Source organism: Jeotgalibaca sp. MA1X17-3, assembly GCF_021513155.1.
In the GTDB taxonomy this organism is placed as follows: domain Bacteria; phylum Bacillota; class Bacilli; order Lactobacillales; family Aerococcaceae; genus Jeotgalibaca.
In genome coordinates this window covers 827,183-839,351 of sequence record NZ_CP090983.1, presented here as the reverse complement: position 1 = coordinate 839,351, position 12,169 = coordinate 827,183, and the positions used below count along the sequence as shown (strand labels likewise).

The 12,169-nt window shown below is 36.6% G+C and carries 11 protein-coding genes and 2 pseudogenes; 3 read left to right on the top strand and 10 right to left on the bottom strand.

Translation table 11 applies throughout. The features are described from left to right. Positions 1-53 precede the first annotated feature (53 nt). Genes LZ578_RS04170 through LZ578_RS04160 form a run of 3 tightly spaced genes read left to right on the top strand, consistent with a single transcriptional unit; the run spans position 54 to position 2,917 of the window. Positions 54-1,073, top strand: a complete 1,020-nt coding sequence (locus LZ578_RS04170) for a TRAP transporter substrate-binding protein (RefSeq protein ID WP_235146074.1) — start codon at positions 54-56, stop codon at positions 1,071-1,073. Continuing rightward, a complete protein-coding gene (locus tag LZ578_RS04165) occupies positions 1,070-1,591 on the top strand; it encodes a TRAP transporter small permease (RefSeq protein WP_235146073.1) in 522 nt (173 codons plus the stop codon). Before LZ578_RS04170 ends, LZ578_RS04165 begins: the two co-directional genes overlap by 4 nt. 21 nt (positions 1,592-1,612) lie before the next feature. Beyond that, positions 1,613-2,917: a TRAP transporter large permease gene (locus LZ578_RS04160; protein ID WP_235146072.1), complete on the top strand. Its 1,305-nt coding sequence runs from the start codon at positions 1,613-1,615 to the stop codon at positions 2,915-2,917. A 64-nt stretch (positions 2,918-2,981) separates the two neighbouring features. Here LZ578_RS04160 and LZ578_RS04155 read toward each other — a convergent pair whose 3' ends face one another. From LZ578_RS04155 to gnd, 10 genes and pseudogenes are all read right to left on the bottom strand, one after another. Continuing rightward, positions 2,982-4,079, bottom strand: a complete 1,098-nt coding sequence (locus LZ578_RS04155) for an iron-containing alcohol dehydrogenase family protein (protein ID WP_235146393.1) — start codon at positions 4,077-4,079, stop codon at positions 2,982-2,984. A gap of 148 nt (positions 4,080-4,227) precedes the next feature. Continuing rightward, positions 4,228-5,334: pseudogene (locus LZ578_RS04150) on the bottom strand (DgaE family pyridoxal phosphate-dependent ammonia lyase). An 82-nt stretch (positions 5,335-5,416) separates the two neighbouring features. Beyond that, on the bottom strand, positions 5,417-5,866 hold the full coding sequence (locus LZ578_RS04145; protein WP_235146071.1) for a PTS sugar transporter subunit IIA: 450 nt from the start codon (positions 5,864-5,866) through the stop codon (positions 5,417-5,419). After that, positions 5,866-6,765 carry a hypothetical protein gene (locus LZ578_RS04140; protein ID WP_235146070.1) on the bottom strand — a complete coding sequence of 300 codons (900 nt, stop codon included), beginning with the start codon at positions 6,763-6,765 and terminating at the stop codon, positions 5,866-5,868. Before LZ578_RS04140 ends, LZ578_RS04145 begins: the two co-directional genes overlap by 1 nt. A gap of 23 nt (positions 6,766-6,788) precedes the next feature. After that, positions 6,789-7,295 carry a PTS sugar transporter subunit IIB gene (locus LZ578_RS04135; protein ID WP_235146069.1) on the bottom strand — a complete coding sequence of 169 codons (507 nt, stop codon included), beginning with the start codon at positions 7,293-7,295 and terminating at the stop codon, positions 6,789-6,791. Positions 7,296-7,342: 47 nt separating this feature from the next. After that, on the bottom strand, positions 7,343-8,215 hold the full coding sequence (locus tag LZ578_RS04130) for a PTS system mannose/fructose/sorbose family transporter subunit IID (RefSeq protein WP_235146392.1): 873 nt from the start codon (positions 8,213-8,215) through the stop codon (positions 7,343-7,345). A gap of 87 nt (positions 8,216-8,302) precedes the next feature. Next, on the bottom strand, positions 8,303-9,130 hold the full coding sequence (locus tag LZ578_RS04125) for a PTS sugar transporter subunit IIC (RefSeq protein WP_235146068.1): 828 nt from the start codon (positions 9,128-9,130) through the stop codon (positions 8,303-8,305). A 14-nt stretch (positions 9,131-9,144) separates the two neighbouring features. After that, a pseudogene (locus tag LZ578_RS04120) lies at positions 9,145-10,241 on the bottom strand (iron-containing alcohol dehydrogenase family protein). Positions 10,242-10,255: 14 nt separating this feature from the next. Beyond that, positions 10,256-11,257, bottom strand: coding sequence for a D-isomer specific 2-hydroxyacid dehydrogenase family protein (locus LZ578_RS04115; RefSeq protein WP_235146067.1), 1,002 nt, complete (start codon positions 11,255-11,257; stop codon positions 10,256-10,258). Positions 11,258-11,268: 11 nt separating this feature from the next. After that, positions 11,269-12,165, bottom strand: coding sequence for a phosphogluconate dehydrogenase (NAD(+)-dependent, decarboxylating) (gnd, locus tag LZ578_RS04110; RefSeq protein ID WP_235146066.1), 897 nt, complete (start codon positions 12,163-12,165; stop codon positions 11,269-11,271). Positions 12,166-12,169 lie beyond the last annotated feature (4 nt).

Genomic DNA, 12,169 nt, shown 5'->3' with positions numbered 1-12,169 from the left:
TCAAAGTAGTTTGCTTTTTACAGTGTCTACTTTGAAGGGAGCTTATCATTCTATTGGGCATACTTTCCTTATTATTCTTGTTATCAGCATGTTCCCCTTCGCAAGATGAATCTACAGCGAAGAGAATCATTCGTATTGGCCATAATCAATCTCAAAATCATCCTACTCATATCGGAATGTTAGAATTCGAGAGTTTTATAGAAGATAACTTAGGAGATAAATATGATATTCAATTATTTCCTAGTGAACTGTTAGGAACACAAACAAATATGGTTCAATTAACTCAGACGGGAGCTGTTGAAATTACGGTTGCCAGTAACTCCATTTTAGAAACATTTAATGACCAATTTGAAATTTTCAACTTACCCTATTTATTTGATAGTCAAGAAGCTTATCGTGCAGCGATGGATGATCCAGAAATTGTTGGTGAAATCTTTGAAGGAACACGCGAATCAGGATTTGTTACAAAAGCTTGGTTGGATGCCGGTATTCGGAATTTTTATGTAACCGATAAGATGATTGAAGAGCCGAGTGATTTACAAGGATTAAAAATCCGTGTACAACAATCACCAACAAACGTGCGTATGATGCAATTACTTGGTGGTTCTGCCACTCCTATGGGGTTTGGTGATGTTTACACAGCTATCCAATCAGGAGTTATTGACGGCGCTGAAAACAACGAATTAGCTCTTACAGAAAACGGGCATGGGGATGTGGTTAATTATTATTCATATACCATGCACCAAATGATTCCCGATGAAGTAATCGTCAATGTAGCTTTCCTAGATAGTTTAGACGAAGAAGAGGAAGCAATTTTTGAAGAAGCATTCCAAATTATGCAAGATACCCAACATGCTTCTTGGAAAGAAAAAGTGGAAGTAGCCAAAGAAACAGCACAAGATAAAATGGGCGTTACCTTTAATTATCCTGAAATTAAACCTTTTAAAGATGCAGTTTTACCGCTTCATGAAGAAACTTTAGAAAGAAATCCTACACTAAAACCTGTATATCAAGCAATTCAACAAAAAGTAGATGAAATAAATAAACAAATGGAAGGAGAAAATGAAGAATGAAAAAACTAAGATCCATTTTAGATCAAATGATGCGTATCTTTAATGCCGCAGTGTTTGCCCTACTCACCCTTCTCACTGTTTGGCAAGTACTAACTCGCTATGTGTTGAATAATCCTAGTACATGGTCAGAGGAATTAGCTTCTTATCTCTTTGCATGGGTTACCTTGTTAGGTGCAGCCTATGTGTTCGGAAAGCGCGAGCATATGAATATCCCGGTTGTAGTTGATATGCTTTCTCCTAAAGTACAACATTATCTCGCCATCCTTTCAGAAATTATTATCTTTATCTTTGCGGCAGTTGTTTTGATTTATGGAGGAATCAGCATTACACTCCTCACTATGGGACAAGCAACGTCTTCTTTACCCGTCCAAATGGGAGTTTTTTATGCGGCAATTCCAATTAGTGGTCTATTCACGGCTACTTATAGTATTTTAAATATTTATGACTTGATTAAAGGAAATCCTATTGAAACGAAATCTGTAGAAACTAAATTGCCTGTTGACGAACGTCAGGCCTAAGAAAAGGAGAGAAATAATTAAATGGCTATTCAATCGTTAATTATCATGCTAGTTGTTCTTGCACTATTGCTAGTTCTCGGCATCCCAATCGCAGTTTCTATTGGAATTGCAGCAGTTACAGCAATTATGCCGACGATGTCGTTAGATACAACTGTTATTACGTCCGCTCAAAGAATATTTAGTGGAACGTCTACCTTCACTCTCGTTGCCATCCCTTTCTTTATTCTGGCGGGGAATATTATGAACCAAGGAGGAATTGCAAAACGACTCGTTGGATTTGTTCAGGCTCTTGTCGGTAAAATCCCAGGTTCTCTCTTGCTAACGAACGTAGGAGCAAACGCACTCTTTGGAGCCATATCTGGATCAGCATCAGCTGCGGCTGCCGCAGTTGGTGGTATGGTTCGAGAAGGTGAAGAAGAAGCTGGATATGATATGGATTTGGCTGCGGCTACTAATGCAGCTTCTGCTCCTAGTGGACTCTTAATTCCACCCAGTAACGCACTGATTACATATTCTCTTGTATCTGGTGGGACGTCAGTAGCTGCTTTATTCTTAGCTGGATATCTTCCAGGGATATTATGGGCAGCTATGTGTATGTTTGTTGCGTTCATCTTTGCAAAAAGAAAAGGTTACACAGGAGACACAGGTCCTTTTGACTGGAAACGCTTAGGTAAATCATCTCTTGAAGCCATTTTACCTTTATCCTTAATTGTGATTGTTATTGGTGGAATTGTTATTGGAGTGTTTACTGCAACGGAAGGATCGGCAATTGCTGTTGTTTATGCATTATTTTTATCAATGGTTGTCTATCGTTCGATTAACTTTAAGGATCTATATAGAATTTTGATTGATAGTGCAGAAACTAGTGGAATGGTCGTATTCTTAATTGGAGTAAGTAATATTCTAAGTTGGGTAATGGCCTTTACAGGAATCCCACAAGCAATTGCAGCAGGACTTTTAGGAGTTACAGATAATCCTTTGATTATCATGCTCATTATTAACGTTATTCTGTTAGTAGCGGGAACGTTCATGGACGTAACTCCAGCTATCCTGATTTTCACACCTATTTTCTTACCTATCGCTATTTCTTTTGGAATGAGCCCGATTCATTTTGGTATCATGCTCGTCTATAACCTATGTATTGGGAACATTACTCCTCCTGTAGGAAATACACTTTTTGTCGCTATCAAGGTCGGGAAGACCAGTTTAGCGAAAGTGGTTCCTTATATGGTTGGGTATTATGTAGCCATTCTATTAGGCTTACTACTAGTAACTTATGTTCCTGCTTTGTCTATGTGGTTACCACAACTGGCTGGTTTACTATAAACAGGAATCAAATATATTCAAAAAGCATAAGAAATGGATTTCTTCCATTTCTTATGCTTTTTCTTTATCTGCTGATATACTGTTCTAATTGAATAAGCGTTTGGGTAAGAATTTCTTCGTTTATCTCCAAAGGAAGTAGATGCACTTCAGGATTATCATTAATGAATTGAATAATAGACTTCATTGTATGTTCAGACATAGGGTACACTCCTATTTCTGTTAGTGATTTAGGTAAATTTAGTTCTTTATATAGAGGAATTAACTCCTCTATAGTAGACCATTTCCCTTCCAAAGCAAGCTGGTAAAAAATACCATAAGCCACTTTTTCACCGTGAAGATAAGGATGAACTTCTTTTAAAGTGGCGGAGATAGCATCATGCATCGCATGCGCAGCTGTATTGGAATATTGTTCTCCAAAGCCACCAACTAAACCTGCAATCGCAATAATAATTTCAGAGACATGTAGAAATTCTTCAGAAATCACTCCTGCTTTCATATCTTCAATAGCTTTCTTTGATTCATTCAAAATAGTCTCTTTACACATGCGTGCTGCAAATCTTTTCATTTGTAAAAAAGGTTCCTGCTGAAATTTTTCTTGTTCCAAAATCAAATCGGATTCGTACCATTTTGCTAATGTATCAGCTATTCCAGCAATGAAATATCGAACAGGAGCATCCATTATTAAAGCCGGATCTGTTATTAAAAAAGCTGCTTGCCGGTTTACAAACTCTAATCTGCCTTCTGATAATCCATTATCTTTATACATAACCGAAAGGGATGTAAAAGGAGCACAATTACTTGCAAGAGTAGGGATGATACCGAATGGAATATTGGCCAAGTGAGATGCATATAATACTAGATCCGCTAGTTTCCCTCCACCTACTCCAATAGTAAAATCAATCTCATTTTCTGCAATAATTTTTGCAATTCGATTTCCTTCGTTGTAGCTACACTCTCCATTATATTGTTCATAGATTATTTCCCATTCTTGATTTAATGCTTGATCTAGAAATGGTTTTGCTTTTTTCCAAGAAATTGTACCGTGAATTACTAAAATTCGCTTTACCTGGTACTCTTTAAGAATTTCTGGAACAAGTAGAATAGCATCTTTGCTATACCGATAAAATTGTGGTCCTACTTTCACATTTAAATTTTTGATAATAATCAGTCCTCCAAATTAATTAACTGTGTACACAATCTATTCTTGCACTAAAAAGGTTGTGTTCATTATTACACAAATCCAAATGATTATGTATTCGATAAGAAGAAATTTTTAAGTTTATTTCGCAACCTTTGTCTGTACAAAACCACTATTGATACATGATTTCTTGTATTCGGTGGATAATGGTATTCATTTCATCTTTATTAACAGAGCGAATATCGAACTCAAGGATTCCATTATTTAATTGATGATCTCGACTATAAATAGCTGGATTCCCATCTTTCAACTTTTTAAATAATTCTCTTGCTTCACATGAAGAATTTGACTCCACTTCAACCTTTGCACGAAAAATATCTCTACCAGCAATATCTTGACTCATAGATGCTTTCATCATAGGAATACTTTGAAGTTGTTCGATAAAGGGATGTAGCCGAGCTTTCATTTGCTCTCCAGTCTCAGTAGATTTCGATTCCAAATAACACTCTACTGCCGCGGCTAAACCAAGAATATTTTCTTTTCCAATTTTCATAGCTCTTCCTATTCCATTTGATTGCATTCTCACCCATTCAACTAGTTTCCCATTTCCAATAACTAAGCCAGAAGTGGGAGCAGAAATGGCCTATGATCCACTGTAAATCACTAGATCGGCCCCCATTCGATTATACAAGTATAAATCTTCTTCCGCTGCTGCATCTACGATTACCGGCAATTGATAAGTATGAGCTATTTTGATGGTTTCTTTTATACTCAACATACTTTTTTGAACAGTATGATGACTTTTTACGTAAAGGATTGCTGCAGTCTGTTCAGTTATCATCTCTTCCATTAGACCAACATCACATTTGTTAGCATAACCAGCTTCCACTATTTTTCCACCACCTAATTCAATCATGGTACCAACAGAAGCTCCGTAATCTACATGATGCCCTTTCGGAATAATAATTTCACGTTTATTTATTTTTTTCGAATAAGGATGGTGTAAGTGGTACGAACTTCCTTGACCAATAACCGCCGCAACCGATTGAGCAATTCCGGCAGAAGCCGATGAAACCACACAGGCATCTTCTACTTCGAGCAAGTTAGCTAAATAGCTTCCGACGTGCTCAGATAATTGGTCCATTTCAAAAAAATGTTTCCCTCCGAATTGTTGAGCTTTAATTGCCGCATTAGAATACTTTGAAACTCCTAATGCAGTCATTTTCCCACTCGCATTAATAACTTCTTTTAGATTAAATTTTTCATATGCTGTTTCCAATCGTTTGACCTCCTCCTAATTTTTGTATAGAAAAAAGCCAGATATTTCTATCTGACTTTTGATTCCTATTTCTAACATCATACTAAAAATCATCATCCTCATCGTCATCAACATTCGCGTCTTCTTTGTTTGGCCATACAACCATACTTTGTTGCGCTTCACTCATAATCGAAGAAACAGCAGCTTCTACGGAAGAGCCTATCATTCGCTGGCTAATTGCTTCCAGAAGCATAGGTAGGTTGACACCCGTAAGAACAAATATTTTTTCTTTTAGTTCTTGTGGAAGTGAATGAATGGCAAGTGTTGCTTGATTGTACGGACTTGCACCAAATAAGTCTGTAAAAATAATTACACCCTCATTTTGATTGACAGCTTCAATTGCATCCAACATTTTTTCTTTTAATACTTGTACATCATCTCCATGGATCAGGTTGAGTGTTTCAATGTTTTCGGTACTCCCTATAATTAAATGAGCAGCATCTACAATCCCATCACTCATTTTTCCATGAGTAGCAACAATTAATCCAATCATTAAAAATTCCTCCCTATTACCTTTTCCAAAAAATCATAAGCAATATTCATATTCACATCATTTAATTGATTTTCACGGATATTTTCTCTTGATAAAACAAATGAATCTTGATCTTCTTTTGCACTGATTAAATACAGAATTTGTCGCTTTTCTTGAGCAGGTGATTGCACTTGTTTTACTGAATCCTCTTTGACAAATAATTTTGGATCCTTTGCCACTTGATAAAGTGGTTGAGAAGAACCAATACTATCTACCATATAAATTGCAGCATTCGTCTGTTCCTGCAATTGATCCAATCCAGCATTATTTGTACAACCTGCATCCAAAAATGCATAGGCAATTTTTTTATTTTTAAAAGAATAAATCAAATTTAAAATTAACAATATAGATGAGGTATTACGAATTAAATTCTTTTTACGAGGCCATCCTCTAGTGATTTTATTCAAAAGATAAAAATAAACGATATAGAATAAAATACTTAAAACAGAAGGAATACTCCATAGACCCTCCGCTTGAAAGGTCGGTATTCCAATAAATAAGGTATACGCTACTCCTAACAAAATAAACAATAGTGAAAAGATCCCAATCCACTTCATCGTAACTCGTTTACGATGTGCCAAATTAAAGAAATGATAAGAATCGAGTTGGATTGCTGGAGTATCATAATACGTACAAATAACTTTATCTGCCGTTTTTACGTCACCAATATAGAGATTCCGATATTCCTGTTTATTTTGCTCACCTAATTTGAAGGAGTCTATCTCAATATCTTTTCTAAATTGATTGATATCTGTAAATACACTTTGTAGAAAACTCTTTTTTTGTTTTCCAGTGTATCGACGTCCTAAAATTAAATGATAACGAATATACCAATCCTTTAACAATTCATCTCGACTCATTTGCTATCATCCCTACCTCACTATTATAAATCAAACTTAGCTAACACATCTTTTAAACTTGTTTTAGTTGAAGAAGGAGTTGCTTGGAAATAAATATCTTCCACACCATAGTCTTCATTTAATTCTTTTAATTTTAACGCATCTTCTTTATTTAAATAAACAGATTTAGTAACGAATATATCATTCTCAGCATTTTTTTGAGCAATTCCACCTACATTTAGCTCTTTCATTGGAACACCATACTTCACTAATTCATACATGGTACTTACTGTTTTAGCAATAAGGATTGCGCTATACTCCTTAAACTCAAATTCATCCCAGTAATATTTACATTTATCCAATGTCATAACAATTGTTTTTTGGCCGGTTCGACTTCCTGCACTTTTATAAAGATCTTTCATAAATTTATCTTTTGCTACTACATCGTCCACAACAAAAATTGAGTTTACATTATTACGTTTAGATAATGTCACCATTACTTGTCCATGAATCAAACGTTCGTCTACACGTGCCAAATTTACTACTCCCATTAACCTCAACACCCTTTTTACTTTATTTTGATTCTATCTTCATCTTATTACAAAATACCAATGGCTGCCAGTACAATTAGGATTAGTGTTAACCATAGTAGAGCTCGAGTAACTTTGAGACCCTTCTTAGTGTAATAATAATAAACTCCTAAAACAACAGCTAACGGTAGCAAACCTGGTAAGATCGTATCCAGTGTTTCTTGGAGAACGAAGGGCCGCCCAGATATAGAAAACTCCAAAGAGGAAGATACTTTAACGTAGTTCCCTGCTAGGATTCCCATCATAAACAAACCGAGAATGGATAGTAGTTCAATTGCATTCTGAACTCCAGCACTTTGCATCATTCCTGTCGCACTTCGTCCAGTAGAGAACCCTTGACGAGCAAAGAATAATCCTACAAGAACTTGGTACAAAGCAAATGCGATAAATGGGAACAACGCTCCCAAAGCACTACCATTTTGAGCCCAAGGAATGGCTATCGCGATAAAAATATACTGAATCGTTCCAGAATCAATGGAGTCACCGATTCCAGCTAACGCTCCCATTAAACCAGCTTTCGTATTGTACATTAAATCATCGGTCATCGTTATTTCTTCATGATTGTATTCTTGTTTTGCACGATCTTGCTCCATGGAAGACATTAATCCTGTGATAATTCCTCCACCCCATGTCAACTGAGTGTTAAAGAATAAGAGCTGTCTTTCATAGGCTGCTCGTAAAAGGTCGTCATCTTTATACAGTTTACGAAGCACGGGCATCATTGCATATAACAAAGATGGTGCTAAGTAACGTTCAAAAGAGTGAGGAATTTCATTTGCAAAGTGCCATCTTAGATAAGCTTTTGAGACATCTTTTTGTGTGAGTTCTTCCGGAGCTTTATGTGGATCTAAAGTCGAAAGTCTTTCTGAGTTAGTTTCCATGTCTATCCCTTCCAAATCTGTACTTTTATCATTCGATTCAAATTTTCTTGTATCAGTCATTTTATGATATCCTTTCTTATGGCAATTTTAGAAATCATCATCATCTTCATCAAATTCATCCATTGAAGAAGAACTTGCGGAAGCGGCTCTCGTTTGTGTACTTCCTTTGCTTAGTACGAATATTGCTGCAATCAATGTTCCAACAATTGCATATGTAACCATCGTTACTCCCAAGCTTTGCAAAACGACACTCATAAAATATGCCAATAAGAAGAATACAATATATTCTTTACGTCCAATTACAAAAATAGTAGTTGCAATCCCAATTGCAGCCAATCCGCCACCGACAACTTCTAGGATATGAATAAATACCGTTCCTTCAAGTGCCACAATGACATCTGCAATTACAGGTGCTCCCCAATATAAAGCAATAAATACTAGTGGTACGAAAAGAAGGAAAGAGGCAATCGTTGGATAAATAATAACGGAACGTGTAATTCCACCATGATCAAGGTTTGCAACGGCTCGGTCTGTTGCTTTCCCAATAAAAGTATTTAGGAAGAAGCGGAATTGATACAAATACGCTCCCAATAATCCTACTGGTACAGCTATCGCAATCGCTGCTTCTGGTGCTAAGTTACCTAGTAGGGCAACTGGAACAGCTATCGCTGCTGCGATGGATGGTTCTGAAGGCATCGTTCCACCTGGAGAAAATACTCCCATATAAATCAATTGAATGGCTGCAGTAACAATCATTGCGCCTGCTACATCTCCCATTACAACCCCTACTACTAAACCGGTCATCAATGGTGAAAAACGAAGGGTTAGTGTTGCTCCTCCTAAAAATGCTCGGGACATTACTGCCGCTACCCAGAGGGCAATAATTAGACTTTGCCATACTGATAAAGTTTCCATAATCTACAGTCTCCTCATTTATTAATATAATTTTCTAATCGAATTAGTGCTTGTGTGAGTGTCTCTTCATTTATTTCTAAAGGAAGTAAATGAACTTTTGACTTCCCATTAATTAATCGAACAATATCTTTCATCGTACTTTCTGACATGGGATAAACGCCCATTTCTGTTAATGACTTAGGTAGATTTAACTTTTCATAAAAAGGAAGTAATTCATCTATGATCGACCACTTCTCTTCTAATGCAAGCTGATAAAGAATTCCATAGGCAACCTTTTCACCATGTAAATACGTGTGAACTTCTGGTAAATAGGCAGAAATAGCATCATGCATGGAATGCGCTGCTGTATTACGAGCAAATTTGTCACCTAATCCACCTACTAAACCGGCAATTGCAATAATAATTTCAGAAACATGCACGAACTCATCAGAAATAACTCCTGCCTTCATATCTTCAATTGCCTTGGTTGATTCATTTAAAATCGTATCTTTACACATACGAGCTGCAAACCTAGCCATTTGTAGAAAAGGTTCTTTTAAAAAAATTCTTGCTCTAAGATTAAATCTGATTCATACCATTTTGCTAGTGTATCAGCAATTCCAGCTACAAAATATTGAATCGGTGCATCAATGACTAAGGCTGGATCTGTTATTAAAAATGCAGCCTGACGATTTACATGTTCCGTCTTTCCCTCTGCTAAACCATTATCTTTATACATAACCGATAAAGGGGTCCAAGGAGCACAATTACTTGCAAGTGTGGGTACCATACCGAATTGAACATTCGCTAAGTGACAAGCATACAATACTAAATCTGCTAATTTCCCACCACCTACTCCAATGACAAAATCAATTTGATTTACTCTAATAACTTCCGCTATTCGATTTCCCTCGTTATAGCTACATTCACCATTGTACGGTTCATAGACCATCTCCCATTCTTTTTTCAATGCTTTATCTAAAAATGGCTTTGCTTTTTTCCAAGAAACTGTGCCGTGGACAACCAAAATTCTTTTGGCATGGTATTCATGAAGAATATCCGGAATAAGTAAAATCGCATCCTTGCTGTAGCGATAAAATTGTGGTCCAACTTTTACATTTAACCCTTCCATCGTGGTTATCCCCCCTATTTGATAAAGTGGCTAGTAGATTGAACTGCATTCCTTGGTAGTGTCCCTTTTACAATTTCTTCGCAATCTGTCACACATTTTTCTCCCATTCCCTCTAGACATTCCATTGTGTAAGCAGAGGTATGTGGAGTCATAATCACATTCTCAAATGAAAGATAAGGATGATTGGAACGTCCAGGTTCTACTTCTAATACATCTGTTGCAAACCCTGCAACTTTACCTGATGCTAAGGATTGAACCATCGCTTCTTCATCAATTAGAGCTCCGCGAGCTGTATTAGATACATATACATGATCCTTCATTTTAAGGAATTGTTCTTTAGAAATCATGTGGTAGTTGTCTTCGTTGAGGCTGGCACATAAACAAATTACATCTGATTTTTCCAGTAACTCATCCAAATCAACTTTTTTAGCTCCAAATACATCTAATTCTAATTTTGTTTTATAAGGGTCATAACCTAGAACGTCACAACGAAATCCATAACGAAGAATTTCTGAAACTCGACTCCCAATATTTCCGACCCCAATCACACCTGCCGTTTTCCCACTCAATCCACGACCAATAAAAGTTGCACGTTCTTCCCAGCCATCTTCTTTGACTTTTTTAGCAGCCTCATCTGTACGACGCATCACCGTCAATAAATTCGTAATGTTATTATCGGCAACTGCATCACGTTCTACTAAAGGTGGAACAATACTAACAATGGTCTGATGTTTTTTGGCTGCTTCTAAATCGATATTATTAAACCCAATCCCATGACGACTGATTATTTTCAGCTCATCTTTATGTTTAAAGAATTCTTCCGTAAAGAATGGTGTTACACTTGCAACAATCATATTGTAGCCGTGTAATTTTTCAGCTAACGTTTTTCCATCTATTTTACTATCAAATGTAAAGCGATCCACTTCACCTACTCGGAGTAATCGTTCCATATGTTCTGGGAAGATTCTTCCAAAGCTACTAGAATTTACGATTGCAATCTTATTCGTTTTATTCATATTTTTACTCCTTACTTCTCACTAACATCATGTCCACCAAAACCATGCCGCATCGTTGCTACCACTTTTGCTGAGAAACTATCATCAATTTTTGTCGTATTCCTTGCGAATAAAGCGCTTGCAATTGCAGGTACTGGAATATTCAAACGAAGTGCTTCTTCAATGGTCCATTTCCCTTCTCCACTTGCATCCACAACACCCTTGATATTATCGAGTTTAGGATCTTTCACAAAACTTTCTTCTGCCAATTCCATTAGCCAAGAACGAATTACCGATCCATGATTCCAGATAGAAGCTACTTCTTCAAAATCAAATTCGAAATCACTAGCTTGTAAAATATCGAAACCCTCTCCAATCGCCTGCATCATTCCATACTCAATCCCATTATGAACCATTTTCAAATAATGACCGCTGCCAGCACGTCCTGTGTACAAATATCCTTTTTCACAACCAAGTTTTTCAAATACCCCCTCTACTTGTTGAAATATTTCTTTATCTCCTCCAATCATGAGACAGGCACCATTGCGAGCTCCGTCCATTCCTCCAGAGGTTCCACAATCTAAGAAACCAATTTCTTTTTTCTTTGCTCTTTCATAATTTTCCAGGCTATCTTTAAAGTAAGAATTTCCACTATCTATTAAGATATCTCCTGGATTTAATTTTTCACAAAGCTCTTTTACTAATGTGTTTGTTATTTCGCCTGCCGGAGTACTTAACATAACCACTTTCTGTTTATCGAATACACGTAGTAGCTTTTCTAATGAATCTTCCGTCTGCATTCCTTTTCTATTCGCATTCATACGGGCTTCTTCAGAGACATCAAAGCCAACAACATCAACTTCGTGATCTTTCAAATTCAATGAAAGATTTAATCCCATTTTCCCTAGGCCAATCATTGCTAATTTCAATCTT